Source organism: Anaeromyxobacter soli (genome assembly GCF_022808855.1).
Classification (GTDB): domain Bacteria; phylum Myxococcota; class Myxococcia; order Myxococcales; family Anaeromyxobacteraceae; genus Anaeromyxobacter; species Anaeromyxobacter soli.
On sequence record NZ_JAKZLF010000023.1, the window covers coordinates 5,632 to 23,616 of the forward strand.

The 17,985-nt window shown below is 74.7% G+C and carries 13 protein-coding genes; 9 read left to right on the forward strand and 4 right to left on the reverse strand.

What is annotated here, in order from left to right; all coding sequences use genetic code 11:
- The 6 genes from MLV88_RS15610 to MLV88_RS15635 all read left to right on the forward strand — a co-directional run.
- Window positions 1–1,293 (forward strand): CUAEP/CCAEP-tail radical SAM (seleno)protein (locus tag MLV88_RS15610; protein WP_243337930.1); only part of this gene is annotated, 1,293 nt, incomplete at its 5' end.
- 380 nt (window positions 1,294–1,673) lie between these two features.
- Window positions 1,674–4,586, forward strand: coding sequence for an FAD-binding and (Fe-S)-binding domain-containing protein (locus tag MLV88_RS15615; RefSeq protein WP_242340325.1), 2,913 nt, complete (start codon window positions 1,674–1,676; stop codon window positions 4,584–4,586).
- Window positions 4,587–4,701: 115 nt separating this feature from the next.
- Complete coding sequence (locus tag MLV88_RS15620; protein WP_242340324.1) at window positions 4,702–6,522, forward strand: L-lactate permease; 1,821 nt, start codon at window positions 4,702–4,704, stop codon at window positions 6,520–6,522.
- Between the two features lie 49 nt (window positions 6,523–6,571).
- Entirely contained in the window at window positions 6,572–7,315 is a 744-nt protein-coding gene (locus MLV88_RS15625) for a (Fe-S)-binding protein (protein WP_242340323.1), read from the forward strand.
- On the forward strand, window positions 7,312–8,718 hold the full coding sequence (locus tag MLV88_RS15630) for a lactate utilization protein B (RefSeq protein ID WP_243337931.1): 1,407 nt from the start codon (window positions 7,312–7,314) through the stop codon (window positions 8,716–8,718). Before MLV88_RS15625 ends, MLV88_RS15630 begins: the two co-directional genes overlap by 4 nt.
- The gene (locus tag MLV88_RS15635; RefSeq protein ID WP_242340321.1) at window positions 8,711–9,301 is read left to right on the forward strand and encodes a LutC/YkgG family protein; all 591 of its coding nucleotides are present in this window, start codon (window positions 8,711–8,713) and stop codon (window positions 9,299–9,301) included. Before MLV88_RS15630 ends, MLV88_RS15635 begins: the two co-directional genes overlap by 8 nt.
- A 33-nt stretch (window positions 9,302–9,334) precedes the next feature.
- On the opposite strand, the gene MLV88_RS15640 is transcribed toward MLV88_RS15635, so the two are convergent.
- The 3 genes from MLV88_RS15640 to MLV88_RS15650 form a co-directional block, all read right to left on the reverse strand.
- Window positions 9,335–9,913 (reverse strand): RNA polymerase sigma factor, encoded by a 579-nt coding sequence (locus tag MLV88_RS15640; RefSeq protein ID WP_242340320.1) that lies wholly within the window; start codon window positions 9,911–9,913, stop codon window positions 9,335–9,337.
- Window positions 9,914–9,998: 85 nt separating this feature from the next.
- Complete coding sequence (locus MLV88_RS15645) at window positions 9,999–11,273, reverse strand: ATP-grasp domain-containing protein (RefSeq protein WP_242340319.1); 1,275 nt, start codon at window positions 11,271–11,273, stop codon at window positions 9,999–10,001.
- Between the two features lie 118 nt (window positions 11,274–11,391).
- Window positions 11,392–12,810: a pyridoxal phosphate-dependent decarboxylase family protein gene (locus MLV88_RS15650; protein WP_243337932.1), complete on the reverse strand. Its 1,419-nt coding sequence runs from the start codon at window positions 12,808–12,810 to the stop codon at window positions 11,392–11,394.
- A gap of 120 nt (window positions 12,811–12,930) precedes the next feature.
- Here MLV88_RS15650 and MLV88_RS15655 point away from each other — a divergent pair, with 120 nt between their 5' ends.
- On the forward strand, window positions 12,931–13,932 hold the full coding sequence (locus tag MLV88_RS15655; RefSeq protein ID WP_242340317.1) for an NAD-dependent epimerase/dehydratase family protein: 1,002 nt from the start codon (window positions 12,931–12,933) through the stop codon (window positions 13,930–13,932).
- A gap of 39 nt (window positions 13,933–13,971) precedes the next feature.
- On the opposite strand, the gene MLV88_RS15660 is transcribed toward MLV88_RS15655, so the two are convergent.
- A complete protein-coding gene (locus MLV88_RS15660; protein WP_242340316.1) occupies window positions 13,972–15,216 on the reverse strand; it encodes a glycosyltransferase in 1,245 nt (414 codons plus the stop codon).
- A gap of 112 nt (window positions 15,217–15,328) precedes the next feature.
- On the opposite strand from MLV88_RS15660, the gene MLV88_RS15665 reads away from it, so the two are divergent.
- Complete coding sequence (locus MLV88_RS15665; protein WP_243337933.1) at window positions 15,329–16,567, forward strand: glycosyltransferase family 4 protein; 1,239 nt, start codon at window positions 15,329–15,331, stop codon at window positions 16,565–16,567.
- 8 nt (window positions 16,568–16,575) lie between these two features.
- The gene (locus MLV88_RS15670; protein WP_243337934.1) at window positions 16,576–17,946 is read left to right on the forward strand and encodes a glycosyltransferase family 4 protein; all 1,371 of its coding nucleotides are present in this window, start codon (window positions 16,576–16,578) and stop codon (window positions 17,944–17,946) included.
- Window positions 17,947–17,985 lie beyond the last annotated feature (39 nt).

Consider the following 17,985-nt stretch of genomic DNA (forward strand, 5'->3'; position numbering starts at 1 on the left):
GGCGGGCGGGCCGCGGGTGCCGCGCCGGCGCCCGCCCCCCGCGGGGCCGCCCGCCTCGACCCCGCCCGCGTGCGGCGCGCGCGGCTCGTGGCGCTGTCGGTCCCGATGCACACCGCGCTCGTGCTCGGCCTCAAGGCCGCGGCGCGGATCCGCGCCCTCGCCCCCGGCGCCGTCCTCTGCTTCCACGGGGTCTACGCGCCCCTCAACGCCGACCTGCTCGTCGCCGCCGGCGCGGCGGCGGTGCTCGGCGGGGAGTCCGACGAGGAGCTCGTCTTGCTCGCGCGCGCGATCGAGCAGGGCGCGCCGCTCGACCGGTTCGTGGAGCGCGGCGGCGCGGCGGCGCTCCGGCGCCGGCTCGACTACCCCGTCCCGAGCCGCGAGGGGCTCCCGCCACCCGAGCGCTACGCGCGGCTCGCAGGGGCCGACGGCGCGCTCCGCCTCGCCGGCTACACGGAGGCGAGCCGCGGCTGCAAGCACCGCTGCCGGCACTGCCCGCTCCCGGCCGTCTACGACGGGCGCTTCTTCGCGGTCCCCGTCGAGGCGGTCGTGGAGGACGTCGCCCGCCAGGTGGCGCAGGGCGTGGAGCACGTCACCTTCGGCGATCCGGACTTCCTGAACGGCCCCGCGCACGCGCTCCGCGTCGCGAGCGCGATCCACGCCCGCTTCCCGGCGCTCACGTTCGACTTCACCGCCAAGGTCGAGCACCTCCTCGGCGCGCCGGCCGCGCTCCGCGAGCTCGCCGGACACGGGGCGCTGTTCGTGACCTCCGCGGTCGAGTCGTTCTCCGACGAGGTCCTCTCCAGGCTCGCGAAGGGCCACACCCGGGCCGACGCGCTCGCCGCGTTCGAGCTCGCGGCCGCGTCGGGCGTGCCGCTGCGCCCCTCGCTCCTCCCGTTCACCCCCTGGGCGACGCTCGACGACTACCTGGAGCTCCTCGATCTCCTCGAGGCGCGCGGGTGGATGCAGAACCTCGACCCCGTCCAGCTCTCGATCCGGCTGCTCGTCCCGCCGGGCTCGCTGCTCGAGGGCGAGCCGAGCATCCCGTTCGACGGGCTCGACGCCGCGGGGCTCACCTGGCGCTGGCGCCACCCCGACCCGCGCATGGACTCGCTGCAGGCGCGGGTGGCGGCGGAGGTGGCGGCCGGGTCGACCTCGGGCGAGCCTCCCCTCGCGACGGTCGCCCGGGTGAAGGCGCTCGCGCTCGCCTCGGCCGGGCGACCCCATGGCCACGTCCGCGTGCTCGCCCCGGACCAGCGGCGGGTGCCGCGCCTCACCGAGTCCTGGTTCTGTTGAGCTGAGCCCACCGCGGGGCAGTTGGCTCCGCTCGAGTGACCCTCTCCCACCGCGGCGCCGCACCCGCGCCGAGCTCCTCGACCGGGAGTCGCGCCTCCCCTGACGCCGTCGCGAGAGCAGGCGGGCTCGAGCCCTGCCGCCTGGGGCCCACCCGCCCGCCTGGGGCGGAGGATCCCGTTCCGGGCGCGTCTCCGTGACGCGCGGCGGCGCGCGCGTGACGCGGCGCGGCGCTCCTGCGGCCCCGTCCGGACCGCGCACGGGGTCGCCATTTCTTGGCATACCGATCAACCCGTGCGTACGACCGGACGCACGACGCGGAGCGCCGGTCGCCCACTTGCCGCGAGGCGGGGCGAACCGGAGGTGCTGGAGTCTCGAGACTCATGGCCGAGCGCAAGGACATCCGCACGTTGCCCGGGCCGTACCGGCGGCTCCACGACATCCTCGCCGTGCACCTCCCCGGCGATCGGATCATCGCCGATCCGCTCCGTTGCCTCGCGTTCGGCACGGACGCGAGCTTCTATCGGCTCATCCCGAAGCTCGTCGTGCAGCTCCGGTCCGCCGACGAGGTCGCCCGCCTCCTCTCCGAGACCGGCGCGCTCGGGCTGCCCGTGACCTTCCGCGCGGCGGGCACGAGCCTCTCGGGCCAGTCCATCTCCGACTCCGTGCTCGCGCTCGTCGCGGGGGGCTTCCGCGGCCTCTCCGTGCTGGACGGGGGCGCGCGCGTCGTCTGCGAGCCCGGCGTCATCGGCGCCGACGTGAACCTCGCGCTCGCGCCGTACGGGCGAAAGCTCGGCCCCGACCCCGCCTCGATCGGCGCGTGCATGGTGGGCGGCATCGCCGCGAACAACTCCTCCGGCATGTGCTGCGGGACGGCCCAGAACACCTACCGCACCGTGGAGAGCATGAAGGTGGTCCTGGCGGATGGGACCGCCCTCGACACCGCCGACCCCGAGTCGCGCGCGCGGCTCGCCCGTGCCCGCCCCGAGCTCGTGCGCGGCCTCGCGGAGATCCGCGACGAGATCCGCGCCGACCCCGCGCTCCGCGCGCGCATCGCCGAGAAGTTCCGCATCAAGAACACGACCGGCTACGCGCTCAACGCGTTCGTGGACTTCGAGGATCCGATCGACATCCTGCTGCACCTCCTCGTCGGCTCGGAGGGGACGCTCGCCTTCATCGCCGAGATCACCTACCGCACAGTCGAGGAGCAGCCGCACAAGGCCAGCGCGCTCGCCTTCTTCCCCGACATCGGCGAGGCCGCCCGCGCCACCCAGCTCCTCGCCGGCGGCCCGGTCGCTGCCGTCGAGCTCATGGATCGCGCGTCCCTGCGCGCCGTGGAGGGGAAGCCGGGGATGCCGCCCGAGCTGCGCGGCCTCGTGGAGGGCGCCGCCGCCCTGCTCATCGAGACGCGCGCCGGCTCCGCCGCCGCGCTCGAGGAGCAGATCGCCGCGTGCCAGCTGCGGATGGCGCCCGTCCCGGCGCTCTACCCGGTGAGGTTCACGCCGGTGAAGGCGGAGTACGAGCGGCTCTGGGACGTGCGGCGCGGCCTCTTCCCCGCGGTCGGCGCGGCGCGGCGCGTCGGCACGACCGTCGTGATCGAGGACGTGGCGTTCCCGATCGCGCGCATGGCGGAGGGCACGCTCGACCTGCGGCGGCTGCTCGGGGAGCACGGCTACGGGGACGCGATCATCTTCGGGCATGCCCTCGACGGGAACCTGCACTTCGTCTTCACGCCCGACTTCGGGGACGTCGAGGAGGTGACGCGCTACGCGCGCTTCATGGACGACGTCTGCCAGATGGTCGCGAGGAAGTACGACGGCTCGCTGAAAGCGGAGCACGGGACGGGCCGCAACATCGCGCCGTACGTCGAGCTCGAGTGGGGCGCGAAGGCGTACGGGCTCATGCGGCGCGTGAAGGCCCTCTTCGACCCCGGGACGCTCCTCAACCCCGGCGTGATCATCAACGGCGACCCGGGCGCCCACCTGAAGGCGCTGAAGCCGCTGCCGCGCGCGCACCCGATCATCGACCGGTGCATCGAGTGCGGGTTCTGCGAGCCGCGCTGCCCGTCGCGCGAGCTCACGACGACGCCGCGGCAGCGCATCGTGGTCCAGCGCGAGATCGCGCGGCTGCGCGTCACCGCCGAGGACCCCGAGCGGCTGCGGCGCCTCGAGGCGGACTACGCCTACATGGGCGAGGAGACCTGCGCGACCGACGGCCTGTGCGCCACCGCCTGCCCCGTCGCGATCGACACCGGCGCGCACACGAAGTGGCTCCGGGCGCAGCGGCACGCCGAGGACGGCGCGGCGGCGACCGCGGCCGCGGAGCACTTCGCGGTGGTGGGCTCGGTCGCGCGCGCGGCCCTCGGCGTCGCGAACGCGGCGCACGCGGTGCTCGGGACCACCGCGATGAGCGCCCTCGCGCGCGGGGCGCGGCGGGCGAGCCTGGGGAGGCTCCCGCTCTGGAGCACCGCGATGCCGCGGCCCGTCCGGCCGCGCCTCGCCCCCACCGCGACCGGCGCCGACCTCCGCGTCGTCTACTTCCCGAGCTGCGTCGCCCGGACCATGGGGCCCGCGCGCGGCGACGAGGCCCCGCCGGTCTACGCCGCGCTCTCCTCGCTCCTCGCCAAGGCCCGCTGCGACGTGGTCTTCCCGGACCGGATGGAGGACCTCTGCTGCGGCATGCCCTTCGAGTCGAAGGGCTTCCCCGCCCAGGCGGAGCGGAAGGGCCGCGAGCTCGAGGCGGCGCTCCTGGCCGCGAGCGAGGGCGGCGAGCTCCCGATCCTCTTCGACACGAGCCCCTGCGCCTACCGGATGAAGCACCTCGTCGCCGGATCGCTCGCCATCTTCGACCCGGTCGAGTTCATCGATCGCTTCCTCCTCCCCCGCCTCTCGCTCGCGCGCGAGCCCGGGCCCGTCGCGCTCCACGTCACGTGCAGCGCGGTCAAGGCGGGGCTCTCGGAGACCTACCGCCGCGTCGCCGCCGCGTGCGCGGAGCGGGTTGTGGTCCCCGCCGGCGTGGGGTGCTGCGGGTTCGCGGGAGATCGCGGCTTCACGCATCCGGAGCTGAACGCGTCCGCGCTCGCGGCGCTGCCCGCCGCGCTGCCCCCGGAGTGCCGGGCCGGGTACTCGTCCTCGCGCACCTGCGAGATCGGCCTCTCCGCGCACGCCGGCGTCCCCTACCGGTCGCTCGCCGTGCTCGTCGACCGCTGCGCGTCCACGCCGTCCGCGGCCCGACTCCCGGAGGCGCGCGGGCGCCTCGGCACCGCCGCCGCGCCGTCGGAGGAGACGCCCTCGTGACCCCGTCCTCCACCACGCCGCCCGGCGGCCTCGCGGCGGCCACCTCGATCGTCCCGGAGCTGCAAGCAGCCCTCGTCTGCACCCACCAGGCAGTCATCGCGCGGGAGGGAACCGCATGTACCACCAGAACTACAATCCGCTGGGGAACGCCTTCCTTTCCACGCTCGTGGCGGCGATCCCCATCCTGACCCTGCTGTACTTCATCGCGCTCCACCCGCACCGCGACGAGCTCGGGCGGCGCCACCTCGGCATCGCGGCGCCGTACGCCGCGCTCTACGGCGTCATCGCGGCCTTCCTCGTCTCGTGCCTCCCGTTCGGCATGCCGGTGACCTCGGCCGTCTCCGCGTTCGCGTACGGGTCGCTCTCGGGCTTCCTGGGGATCATCTGGATCGTGCTCGCGGCGATGTTCCTCTACACGATGACGGTGATCACCGGGAAGTTCGAGATCGTGAAGGAGTCGATCATCCACATCTCGTTCGACCGCCGCCTCCAGGTGCTCCTCATCGCCTTCTCCTTCGGCGCGATCATCGAGGGCACCTCCGGCTTCGGCACCCCGGTCGCGATCGCGGGCGCCGTCATGGTCGGCCTCGGCTTCTCCCCCTTCCAGTCCGCGGTGCTGAACCTCCTCGCGAACACCGCCCCCGTGGCGTGGGGCGCGATCGGCACGCCGATCGTCACGCTCGCGGCGGTGAGCGGCCTCGATCAGGTGACGCTCTCGGCGATGGCCGGCCACCAGCTCCCCTTCGCGTCGCTGCTCGTCCCGTTCTGGCTCGTCGTCACCTTCGTCAAGATGGAGGGCGGCACGTGGAAGGAGGCCTTCGAGGTCTGGCCGGCGACGCTCGTCTCCGGCGCCTCGTTCGCGATCATGCAGTACTTCGCCTCCGGCACGAACTCCTTCCACCTCATGACCGACGTCGTCTCCGGCGTCTTCTCCGTCGTCTGCACCGCGCTCTTCCTGCGCTTCGTGTGGCACCCGAAGACGCGCTTCCTCCTGCGCTCCGAGCGCGAGGCGCGCGCCCGCGCCGCCGCGGCGAGCGTCGGGGCGGCCGGCCGCGACACGACCGACCACTCGTGGGAGTACCCCTACACGGTCCGTCAGACCGTCTACGCGTGGCTGCCGTGGGCGATCCTCATCGCCGCGTGCGCGCTCTGGGGCATGCCGTCGTTCAAGGCGTTCCTCAACAACCTCCTCGCCGACGCGAAGTTCTCGACGACGCTCCTCGGGTCCAAGTTCAGCGGCACGCTCTCGCTCCCGGGCTGGGACATGCCCGCGCTCCACAACCTCGTGCAGCGCATGCCCCCCGTCGCCCTGCCGAACGCCAAGCCCGAGGCCGCGCGGTTCACCATCAACTGGCTCTCGGCCGCGGGCACCGGCGTGTTCGTCGCCGCCATCCTCTCCGGCCTCGCGCTCCGCATGACCGCGGCCCAGTGGAAGGACGCCACGAGCCGGACCCTCCACCGCATGAAGATCCCGGTCCTCGTCATCGGGCAGGTGCTCGGGCTCGGCTACCTCACGCGCTACTCGGGCACCGACGCGGTCCTCGGGCTCGCGTTCACGAAGGCGGGCTTCATGTACCCGTTCTTCGCCGCCTACCTCGGCTGGCTCGGCGTCTTCCTGACCGGCTCGGACACCGCCTCGAACGCGCTCTTCGGGAGCCTCCAGCGCATCACCGCCCAGCAGCTGAAGCTGAACGAGATCCTCATCGTGGCGACGAACTCGACGGGCGGCGTGATGGGCAAGATGATCGACGCGCAGTCGATCATGGTCGCGTGCGCCGCCTGCTACGAGAGCCCGAAGGAGCGGACGCACGCGCTCGGCCCGATCTTCCGCACCGTCTGGTGGCACTCGATCGCGCTCGCCGCGTTCATCGGGATCATCGCGATGCTGCAGGCCTACGTCTTCCCCGGGGTCATCCCGGTGCCGCCGCCGAAGTGACCCCCCACCGCCGAGGGGCGGCGCTCGCCGCCCCTCCGCCCGAGGCCACGTGAAGGTCGCCCTCTTCATCCCCTGCTACGTCGACCAGCTCTACCCGCAGGTCGGGCTCGCCACCGTGCGCGTGCTCGAGAAGCTCGGGGTGGACGTCGTCTACCCCGAGGAGCAGACCTGCTGCGGCCAGCCCATGGCGAACGCCGGCTTCGCCGCCGACGCGGCGCCGCTCGCGCGCCGCTTCCTCGAGGTGTTCGGCGGGTTCGAGCACGTCGTCTGCCCGTCCGGGAGCTGCGCGTCGATGGTGCGAAACCACTACGACGCGCTCGTCCCCGGCGCGCCCGGGCTCGAGGCCGTGAAGCGCGCGACCTACGAGCTCTGCGAGTTCATCACCGACGTGCTCGGGCTCGGGCGCATCGCCGGCCGGTACCCGCGCAAGGTCGGGCTGCACCAGAGCTGCCACGGCCTGCGTGAGCTCCGGCTCGGCAGCGCCAGCGAGCTGATGGAGGCGCGCTACAGCAAGGTCGCGAGCCTCCTCTCCTCGCTCGAGGGCATCGAGCTCGTGCCGCTCACGCGCGCCGACGAGTGCTGCGGGTTCGGGGGCACGTTCGCCGTCGTCGAGGAGGCGGTCTCCTGCATGATGGGGCGCGACCGGATCGCCGACCACGTGAGGGCGGGCGCCGAGATCGTCACCGGCACCGACGTGTCCTGCCTGATGCACATGGATGGCCTCGCGCGGCGGGCGAAGGCGCCCCTCGCGTTCCGGCACGTCGCCGAGGTCCTCGCGGAGGCCATGCCATGAGCGACTCGCTCCCGGTGCTCCGGTCGGGCGGGGCCGACCACGCGCAGCGCGCGGCCGCCTTCCTGCGGGACGAACCCCACGTCCACTGGCACGACCAGGCGGTCTGGTTCGTGCGGGCGAAGCGCGACCGCGCCGCGTCGGCCGTGCCCGAGTGGGAGCGGCTCCGCGAGGTGGCCTCGCGCATCAAGGCGCACACCCAGTCGAGGCTCGCCGACTACCTCGAGGAGTTCGAGCGGAACGCCACGGCGGCGGGCGCGGTCGTCCACTGGGCGCGCGACGCCGACGAGCACAACGCGATCGTCCACCGCCTCCTCGCCGAGCGCGGCGTGACCCGCCTCGTGAAGTCGAAGTCGATGCTCACCGAGGAGTGCCACCTGAACCCGTACCTCGAGGCCCGCGGGATCGAGGTGACGGACACGGATCTCGGCGAGCGCATCGTGCAGCTCGCGAAGGAGCCGCCGTCGCACATCGTGATGCCGGCGATCCACAAGAAGAAGGAGGAGATCGGGGAGCTGTTCCACGAGAAGATCGGCACGCCCGCGGGGCTCGCCGACCCGACCCGCCTCACCGAGGCCGCCCGCGGCCACCTGCGCCAGCGGTTCATGGCGGCGCAGGCGGGGCTCACCGGCGTGAACTTCGCGGTGGCCGAGACGGGCGGGATCGTCGTCTGCACGAACGAGGGCAACGCCGACATGGGCACCTCGCTCCCGCCCCTCCACATCGCGTCCATGGGCGTGGAGAAGGTCATCCCGCGGCTCGAGGACCTGGCCGTGTTCCTGCGGCTCCTCGCGCGGTCCGCGACCGGTCAGCCCTGCACCACCTACACCACCCATTTCCTCGGCCCGATGCGCGGCGGCGAGCTGCACGTCGTGGTCGTCGACAACGGGCGGAGCGCGCTCCTCGCCAGGGAGCAGTACCGCCGCGCGCTCCACTGCATCCGCTGCGCCGCGTGCATGAACACCTGCCCCGTGTACCGGCGGAGCGGTGGCTACAGCTACACGTACACGATCCCCGGGCCCATCGGGATCGTCCTCGCGAGCGCGCGCGGCGGCGACGCCCATGCGTCGCTCCCCTTCGCCTCCAGCCTCTGCGGCTCGTGCGACGACGTGTGCCCGGTGAAGATCCCGCTCCACGAGCAGATCCTCGGGAGCCGCCGCGATCTCGCCGAGCGCGGCGCACAGCCCGCCTCGAAGCGGCTCGGCATGCGGCTCGCCGCGTTCGTGCTGCGCACGAAGCTGGCCTACCTCGTCGCCGGCGCGGTGGCGCGCTTCCTCGGGCGACACCTGCCGCGCGGCGTCCTCTACGCCCGCTGGAACGTCTGGGGACGACAGCGCGAGCTGCCGCCGATGCCGGCGCAGAGCTTCCGGGAGCTCTACCGGAAGGAGCGGAGGCCGCGTGTCTAGCCGGGAAGAGATCCTGCAGAGGCTGCGCGCGGCGGCGCCGCCGCCGGCGGAGCGCGCGGAGACGGGGGGCCTCGCCGCCCCCTTCGCCGACCGGCGCGCGCAGTTCGAGGCCGCGGTCGTCGCCGTCGCCGGCGCCGCGGTGCGGGTCGCGACCGGCGCGGCGCTCGCCGCGGAGGTGGCGGCGCTCGCGGAGCGGCTCGGCGCGAAGCGCGTCGCCTCGGCAGTGACGGACGCCGGTCCGGGGAACGTGGCGCTCGACGCGCTCGGCGATCCCCACGAGCTCGAGGGCATCGACCTGGCGGTGCTGCCGGGCGTCTTCGGGGTGGCCGAGAACGGCGCGGTGTGGGTGTCCGGCGCGTCGCTCCACGACCGCGCCGTGTTCGTGGTGACGCAGCACCTCGCGCTCGTCGTCCCCGCGGCGGAGATCGTGAACGACATGCACGAGGCCTGCGCGCGGGTGGCGGCGCTGCCGCGCGGCTACGGCCTCTTCATCGCCGGCCCGTCGAAGACCGCCGACATCGAGCAGGCGCTCGTCATCGGCGCGCACGGCGCCCGCTCCTGCACCGTGTTCGTCGTCGGCTGAGGCGGGGTAGTCGTCGTCGGCCGGTGGTCGTCGTCAGTCGATGAGGCCCCGCGCCCGCGCGAGCCGCGCGAGCCGCTCCTTCAGCCGCTCGAACTTCTTCCGGAGCGTCGCGACGCTCCTCGGGTCGGCGTCTCCCAGCTGCACGAGCGACACCTCCTCCCACGGGAGCTGCTGATCCACCCGCAGCACGAGGAGCGACTGCTCCTCGGGGGAGAGCGCCTCGCGGAGCGCCTCGAGCGAGCGGAGCTGTCCCTCGAGGCGGGGCTCCGTCGTGTGGAGCTCGGCGGCGAGCGCCGAGGCCTCCCCCGTCTCGAGCCGCCGGCCGTGCCGCCGGTAGCTGTCGTTCCGGACGCGGAGGGCGGCGTGCCAGGCCACCCGGTAACACCAGCTTCGCAGGGGGGCCTCGAAGCGAAACTCCGGGAGCCCGCGCCAGAGGTCCTCGGCGAACACCGAGAACGCGTCGCGCGCGTCGTCCTCGTCCCGGATGATCGAGCGGAGATAGCGCAGGACGTGCGGCCCCAGCTCGCGCAGGACCTCGGTGGCGGCCCCCCGCACGTCGTCCGCGGCGAGCAGTTCCCGCGTCCTCTGCTCCAGCCGTCCCCCGGGTCCCACGCACCGTCGAGGATATGATGGCTGCCGTGCAGAGGAATCCGTGATGTCCCCGGCGCCCCGTCGGGGCGCACGGACCGCCGGGCGCTCAGACGGTCGGCAGGGGCGCGCGGATGTCGAGCTCCAGCCGGCGATGCCCCTCGCGCAGCGCCGCCTCCACCGCGGCCGGCGACTCGGCCTTGGCGAAGAGGAAGCCCAGGTACGCCTCGCCCTCGGGCAACGGCACCACCTCGCGCCCCACCTCGGCCGTCACGACGAGGTCGACGACGTCCGGCACCGCCCTCGCCGCCTCCAGGCCGCGCACGGCGTGGAGGATCCCGCGCCGGGGGATGGGGATCATCATCACGCCCGAGGCGCGCTGCTCGCGCCGGATCGACTGGAGCGGCAGCCCCACCGCGTGGGCGACGAGGACCTCCTCGAGCGTCAGCCCGGCCCCGAAGCGGAGCGTGCGCGAGCAGAGCCCGCCGATCGAGCGCGCCGCGATCTCGAGGACCACCGGGCCGGCCGGGGAGAGCCGCAGCTCCGCGTGCACCGGGCCCTCGCGGAGCCCGAGCGCCCGCGCTCCGTCCGCGACGACCCGCTCCACCTCGCGCTGGAGCGCGGCCGGGTGACGCGACGGCGTGACGTACAGGGTCTCCTCGAAGTACGGGCCGTCGAGCGGATCCGGCTTGTCGAAGAGCGCGAGCACCTCGAGCGTCCCGCCGCGCAGGAGCCCCTCGAGCGCGACCTCCGCGCCGGGGACGAACGCCTCCACGAGCACCTCGTGCGCCTCGTCCTCGCCGCGCGGGCGCCGCTCCGCCTTCGTGTCGCGCAGGAGCCGTGCGATCCGCCGCCAGGCCGCCACGAACCCGGCCGCATCGTCGGCGCGGATGACCCCGCGACTCGCCGAGAAGATGAGCGGCTTCAGGACGCACGGGTACGGGCTCGACCGCGCCGCCGCCTCCGGATCACCGTCGAGGTCGTGCAGGGCGAACTCCGGCACGGGTACGCCCGCCGCCCTGAGCGCCGCTCGCATCGCGTGCTTGTTCGCCGCCCGCCGCGCGGCCTCCGGCGGGTTGTGGGGCAGCCCGAGCCGCTCCGCCGCCAGCGCGGCGATGACGGCGGTGGGATCGCTCGCCGGCACGATCCCGCGGATCGGCCGCCGCGCCGCCGCCTCGACGATCTGCTCGGCCGCCCGCTCCGGCCGGCGGTAATCGAGCGGGATGAGATCCGGCTGGGCGCCGAAGGCGTCCTCGATCCGGTGGCACAGATCGCTTCCGACGACGAGCGGCACGCCCAGCCGGCGCGCGGCGGCCTGGAAGTCGTCGAGCCGGTAGCTCGTGGTGGGCACCAGGAGGAGGAGCTCGCCCGCGGGGGTCTTCATCGCGCGGAGTTATGCGACGGAGCGGGGCGGCGGGCAACCGGGAGAGGTGGTCCGGGTCGAGGTCGAGGTCGAGGTGCGAGTTTGCCCTCGGCCCTCGCTGCCGCCGTTCGGCTCGCCCTCAGCGCCTCCCCGCCGCCTCCCTCAGCTCCGCCCACACCCGCTCGACGTCGGCGCGCTCCGTGCCGGTCGCGCCGATCGACACGCGGATCATCTGCTTTCCCTTGAGCACGCTCGGCGTCACGTACGCGCGGCCACCGTCGTTCACCCGCCGCGCGATCCCCAGGTTGTGCTCGGCGAGCGCCCGCTCGTCCAGGGCGCCTCCGGGGACGTGGCGCAGGCACAGGGTCTGGAGCGGCACGGGCGCGAGCCGCTCCCAGCCGGTCGTGGCGTCCACCTGCTCCTTCAGCCACTGCGCGTTCGCGAGGTCGCGGCGGATGCGGGCCTGCATCGCGATGACGCCCTCGTCCACGAGGTGGAACCAGCCCTTGAGCGCGCGGAACCGGCGGCCGAGCGGGATGCCCCAGTCGCGGAAGTTGTTCACCACCGCGTCGTGCGCGGTCCGGAGGTACGACGGGTTCGTGCTCATGACGCGCACGAGGTGCTGCGGGTCGCGCACGAAGTAGGCGCTGAAGTCGAAGCCGATCCCCATCCACTTGTGCGGGTTGAACACGATCGAGTCCGCGCGCTCCACGCCCGCCCACATCCAGCGGCACTCCGGCAGCACCATCGCCGTGCCCGCGAGCGCGGCGTCCACGTGCAGCCACATCCCGTGGCGCGCGGCGAGGTCGGCCATCCCGGCCACCGGGTCGAGCGCGGTCGTGGACGTCGTGCCGGTCGCGGCCACGAGGGCGCACGGCCTGTTCCCCCTCGCGAGGTCCTCCGCGATGGCGCGCTCGAGGAGATCGAGCCGGAGCGCGTGCGCGTCGTCCGTCCCGACGAGCCGCAGGTGCGCCTTGCCGAAGCCGGCGAGCAGCGCCGCCTTCTCGATCGAGCTGTGCGCCTGGTCCGAGGCGTAGACGACGAGCGGCGCCGCTCCGGCCTGGAGGCCCGCCCCGTTCTGCGAGAAGCCGCTCGCCCGCTCCCGGGCGCAGAGGAGCGCCGTGAGCGTGGAGGTGGAGGCGGTGTCCTGCACGACGCCGACGAGCTCGGGCGGGAGCCCGATCATCCGGCGGATCCAGCCCATCACGACCTCCTCCACCTCGGTCGCCGCGGGAGAGGTCTGCCAGCTCATCCCCTGCGCGCCGAGGCCGGCCGCGACGAGATCGCCGAGGACGGAGGCGAGGCTCGTGTTCGAGGGGAAGTAGGCGAAGAAGGCGGGGTGATTCCAGTGAGTGATGCCGGGGAGGATGGCGTCGTCGAGCGCGGCGATCGCCTCGGCCAGCCGGCCACCTTCCGCGGGCGGCTCCGCCGGGAAGCGCGCGCGGATGGCGCCGGGCGCGACGGGGCTCATGACGGGCAGGGACGGCAGCCGTTCGCGGTAGTCGGCGACCCAGTCGACGAGCGCGTGGCCGAGCTTGCGGAACTCTTCGGGGGTCATGACCCCGAGTCTGCCCGATCGCGGGCGCCTCCGCGACGGCCGGGGGCGCTCCTCGGACGCGCAGTTTCCTTGACGCGAGCCCGCGGGCGGGGGCAGGTACGGGCGCGGAGGGACTGAAGCGTGGACGTCCTCGTCATCGGCGGCAACCGGTTCGTCGGCTGGCTCCTCGGCTTCCGCCTCCTCGCGGCGGGCCATCAGGTCACCCTCCTCAACCGCGGCCGCCTGGCGGATCCGTTCGGCGGGCGCGTGGACCGGATCGTCGCGGACCGCACCTCGCGCGATCTCGGCCGCCTCCTCCAGGGCCGCCGCTTCGACGCGGTCGTGGATCTCGCCGCGTTCACCGGCGAGGACGGCCGGCGCGCTACGGAGCTGTTCCGCGACTGCGGCCACTACGTCATGGTCTCGACGGGCCAGGTCTACCTCGTGCGCGAGGGGGCGCCCGCGCCCGCGCGCGAGGAGGACTACGACGGGCCGGTGATGGCGCGCCCGGCGGACCCGGCCGACCTCGCCGACTGGGACTACGGCCTCGGCAAGCGCGCCTGCGAGGACGCGCTCGTCGCGGCGAGCGCGTTCCCCGCGACGCGCGTGCGCATCCCGATGGTGAACGGCGAGCGCGACTACCACCGCCGGATGGAGTCGTACCTGTGGCGGCTCGTGGACGGCGGCCCGGTCATCCTGCCCGACGGCGGCGAGCACCGCGTCCGCCACGTCTACGGCGGCGAGGTGGCGCGCTTCCTCGTGGAGCTCCTCGGCCGCAAGGAGACCTTCGGGAAGGCCTACAACGTGGCGCAGCAGGAGACGCCCACGCTCGCCGAGCTCATGGCGCTCCTCCGCCACCACCTCGGCAGCGCCGCGGACGTGGTCGCGATCCCGTCGGAGCGAATCCGGGCCGCCGGCCTCGACCCGCTGCGGGTCTCGCCCTTCAGCGGCCGCTGGATGTCGTTCGTCGACCCGAGCCGCGCCTGGAACGAGCTCGGCTTCCGCCACGAGCCGCTCGAGATCTACCTCGGGAAGATCGTGGCGAGCTTCCTCTCCCACCCGCCGTCGGACAGGCCCGAGGGCTACTCGCGGCGCGACGTGGAGAGAGCGCTGGCCGCGCCCGGCGTCGGCCCCACCGCCTGACGCGCTCGAGTCCGCCCCTCGCGGGAGGGTCGGGCGGCGTCAGCCGGCCTGGCCCGCGGAGCGCTCGCCGGCCTGCGCGCGCGTCACGGCGCGGTGCCGCAGGATTCCCAGGCCGCCCGTCGCGACCTGACGCGCGCCGCCGCCCGCGCGCGCGACGGAGCGCGCCAGGCCGGGCCGCTCGGCCGCGACACGCCGGTAGAGCCGCTCGTGCTCGGCCACCATCCGCTCCACGGACAGCGCCTCCTCCACGAACCGCCGCCCCGCCTCGCCGAACGCGCTGGCACGGGCGGGCTCCGCGAGCACCTGCAGCATCGACGCCGCGAGCGCCGCGGGCGCACCCACCGGCACCACGAGCCCGCGCTCGCCGTGCCGGACGAGCTCCGCGTTCCCGCCGGCGTCGGTGACCACCATCGGCAGCCCCGCCGCCATCCCCTCGATCACCGCGTTCGAGAGCCCCTCCTGCGCGGACGACAGGACGCCGAGGGTCGCGCGGGCGAGCACGGCCGGGACGTCGGGGCGCCGGCCGAGGAAGAAGGCGTGACCGTCGAGCCCGAGCCGCGACGCGAGCGTCATGAGCCCGTCCACGCGGTCGCCCTCGCCCACGAGGAACGCGGCCAGGTCCGGGCGCTCGCGGCGCGCGATGGCGAGCGCCTCGAGGAAGTCCTCCTGCCGCTTCACCTCGTGGCGCATGTTCGCGACGATCACGGCGACCGGGCGGCCGCGCACGTCCGGCAAGGGCAGCGCGAGCCGCGCGGCGCGCGCCGCGTCGAACGCGTCGAGGTCGATCCCGTTCCGGACGAGCGAGACGCGGTCGGGCGGCACGCGCTCGTCGCCGATCACGAGGTCGAAGATCGCGCCGCAGTTCACGATCACCGCGTCGGCCGCGTGCGACAGCCCCGCGAGGACCGCGCGCTGCGCGGGGCTCTGGAGGTGGCCCAGGTCGAGCCGGCCGACGATCACGCCCGCGCCGGCGAGCCGCGCCGCGGGCACCGCGACGAACGCCGAGTAGAAGTCGTGGGCGTGGACGACCTGCACCCCGTCACGCCGGAACGCCCGCGCGAGCTCTCCGACCGCCCGGAGGGCCCTGCGGCTCGCGAGCGAGCCGCCGAGCGGATGCCCCTCCGGCGTGAGGCCGAGCCCCTGCACTCGCGGGAGGAGCGGTCCGCGGAGCTCGAGGGCGTGCACCGAGAGGCGATGCCTCTTCATGAGGCCCCGCACCAGCTCGAGCAGCTGCACCTCGCCGCCGCCGATGTCGAACGAGTTGATGATCTCAGCGATTCGCAACGGCGGTCCCCCTCACGGATGAATTCTCGGCACGCGATCCACGGCCTGCCCTTCCCGAAGATGGTCCTTCCTTTCGCGGCGTCAGCAGCCGAGCGTTCATGTCGGCAGACACATGCTCCGTGGAGAAGTCTACGCATCCCTGGAGGGGGAGGCCCCGTCGAGCGCGACCGCAGCGCCGCGGCCGGCGCCGCGCGTCGCGATCCTGACGAGCCTTTACCCTCCGTCCGTCGGCGGCATCCAGAGCCACACCTTCTCCCTCGCGCGGGCGCTCGCCGCGAGGGGCGCCGAGGTCCACGTCGTCACGCGGCGCTCGCCCGGTTGCCCGGCGCACGCCGTGGAGGGCCGCCTGCACGTCCACCGCGTCGGGGCGCCACCGGGAGCGCCGGGGCCGCTCGCGACCCTGGCCTACGTGGCCGCCGCGGCGCGCCGCGTCGCCTCGCTGCGGCCGCGCGTCGACGTCGTCCACGCGCACCAGCTCCTCTCGCCCTCCTCCGCCGCGCTCCTCCTCTCGGCGCTCACCGGTACGCCCATCCTCCTGAACCCCCACGCGTGCGGGGCCATCGGCGACGTGGGCGTCCTCTCCGCGACCGCGCTCGGCCGGCTGCGGCTCCGCGCGACCGTCGCGCGCGCCGACGCCTTCGTGGCGATCAGCGGCCCGATCCACGCGGAGCTCCGCGCGGCCGGCGTGCCGCCCGAGCGCATCCTCTCGATCCCGAACGGCGTGGACCTCGAGCGCTTCCGGCCCGCCGCGGCGGAGGAGCGCGCCGCGCTGCGCCGCGCGCTCGGGCTCCCCGCTGGACCGCTCGTCGTGTACGCCGGCCGGCTCTCCCCGGAGAAGGGCGTGGACGTGCTCGCCCGGGCGTGGCCGCGGGTCGTCGCGCGGCTGCCCGAGGCGCGGCTCTGGATGCTGGGCGACGGCGCCGAGCGCGCGCGCCTCGAGGAGCTCGCGCGGCGCGAGGGGGTGGAGACCTCGCTCGCGCTCCCGGGCCCTGTCGCCGACGTCGCGCCTTTCCTCCGCGCCGCCGACGCGGCGGTGCTGCCCTCGCGCACGGAGGGGATGCCGGTCGCGCTCCTCGAGGCGATGGCGTGCGCCGTTCCGGTCGTGGCCACCGCGGTGGGCGGGTCCGCGGAGGTGCTGCGCGACGGGGTGACCGGGCGGCTCGTGCCGCCGGAGCGTCCCGGGGCGCTCGCGGACGCGCTCGTGGAGGCGCTCCGCGATCCGGCAGCGCAGGAGCGCGCGCGCGCCGCCCGCGAGGAGGTCGCCGCCCGCTACGGGCTCGACCACGTCGCGGAGGTCTTCCTGGAGGTCTACTCGCGGCTTCGCCGGGATCCGGCCGCCGCCGGGGGATGAGAGAGCGGATGCCCCACACCGAGCCGAAGCCGCGGCGCCGCGGGCGCGTCGCGTACCTGATGTCCTGGTTCCCGGCGCCGACCGAGACCTTCATCCTGCACGAGATGCTCGAGCTCCGCCGCCGGGGGCTCGAGATCGACGTCTACCCGCTCCTCGGCGCCGCGCCCGGGCCCATGCACCCCGGCGCGGACGGGATGCTCGCGCACACGCGCTACCACCGCGGCCTCTCGCGTGAGGTCGCGGCGGCGCAGCTCCACTGGCTGCGCCGGAAGCCCCGCGCCTACCTGCGCGCCTGGGCGCGCGCGATCCGCGGCAACCTGCGCTCGCCGGGCTTCCTCGCCCGCGCCCTCGTGGTCGTGCCCCGCGCGGCGTTCATCGCGCGGGAGGTCGAGGCGGGCGGCCACGCGCACGTGCACGCCCACTGGGCGACGCACCCCGCGCTCGCGGCGCTCGTCGTGAAGGAGCTCACCGGGACGGGCTACAGCTTCACCGCCCACGCGCACGACCTCTACCTCGACCGCGCGATGCTGGAGGAGAAGGTCCGGGAGGCGCGCTTCGTCGTCACGATCTCCGAGTACAACCGCGCGCTCCTGCGCGAGCTGTACGGCGAGGAGGCCGCCGCCAAGACCTCCATCGTGCGCTGCGGCGTCGATCCCGCCCGCTTCCAGCCGCGCGCGCAGCCCGCGCGCCGGGGGCCGGCCGTCATCGCCTGCGTCGCGGGCCTGCGCGACTACAAGGGCCACCGGCACCTCGTGGACGCCTGCGCGCTCCTGCGCGAGCGCCGCGTCGCCTTCCGCTGCGTCCTCGTCGGCGACGGGCCCGAGCGCGCCGCCCTCGAGAGGCAGATCGCGGCGCTGAAGCTCGGGGAGGTCGAGCTCCTCGGCGGGCAGCCGCAGGACCAGGTGCGCGCGCTCCTCGCCTCGGCGGACGTGCTCGTGCACCCGAGCGTCGTCACCGCGGCCGGGATGATGGACGGGATCCCGGTGGCGCTCATGGAGGCGATGGCCGCCGGCTGCCCCGTCGTCTCGACGCGGGTCTCCGGCATCCCCGAGCTCGTCCGCGACGGGAAGACGGGCCTCGTGGTCGAGCCGGGCGACGCCGCGGCGCTCGCGGACGCGATCGAGCGGCTCGTCGGGGACCCGACCCTCGCGCGCAAGCTGGGGCTCGCCGGGCGCCGCGCGGTGCTCCGCGAGTTCACGCTCGCGCGGAACGGCGAGCGGCTCCTCCGCCTGTTCGCGCCGTTCGTCGGGGGCGCCGCGGCGCGGCGGCCGAGGAAGACCGTCCCGCGTCCCGCCGAGCCGAACGAGCCGATCTCCCTCGCCCGTCCCGCCGTCCGGGCGGAAGCGGGCGCCCCGCGCACCGTCACGCCCGGCGCCTAGGGCGTGGCGCGCTGCGGCGCGGGGATGCCGCGCGGCGTC